Annotated in this window: 1 protein-coding gene; it reads right to left on the reverse strand. The window is 61.0% G+C overall.

Going from position 1 to position 539, the window contains the following annotated elements; genetic code table 11:
* Positions 1 to 305 precede the first annotated feature (305 nt).
* Positions 306 to 539 (reverse strand): ATP-dependent helicase C-terminal domain-containing protein (locus J5M56_RS24100; protein WP_207937956.1); only part of this gene is annotated, 234 nt, incomplete at its 5' end.

The following is a 539-nucleotide window of genomic DNA, read 5'->3' on the forward strand; positions in this document are numbered from 1 at the left end:
GGCACCACCGACGTCGCATCGGCGACGTACATGATGTTTTTCTGGGGCACGCCGTTGCCGTAGATAATCCACCAGTCGCCAATCGGATCGGGCTCTTCGGCCATGGCCGAACTGGAGGCGGCCAATAGCGCAGCCGACAAGAAGATCAACTTCTTCAGCTTGAAAAAAGTGGTCATGGGCAGTTCCGTTCCTTGGGCGCAAGTTGCCAGGCAACAAGGCTGTTATTGTTCAGGCGGCGATTTTGCGAGCCGGAACAACCAAGGGCAATTAGCACGGATGGGCTAATGGCGCGCAGCCATTGCGGGTCAGGTGCCGCGTGGTTTCGCCCGCGCCGTGGCTTCGGCGACCAAGGGATCGTCCGGCCAATAGTGCTTCGGATAGCGCCCCTTGAGATCCTTCTTCACCTCGGCATAGGTGCTGCGCCAGAAGTTGGCCAGGTCCTGCGTGACCTGCACCGGCCGCCGCGCCGGCGAGAGCAGATGCAGCTTGACCACTTGCCGGCCACCGGCAATCCGTGGCGTATCGGCCAGACCAAACAG

It is taken from the genome of Pseudomonas sp. 51_B (genome assembly GCF_017491595.1).
Taxonomy (GTDB): domain Bacteria; phylum Pseudomonadota; class Gammaproteobacteria; order Pseudomonadales; family Pseudomonadaceae; genus Aquipseudomonas; species Aquipseudomonas promysalinigenes.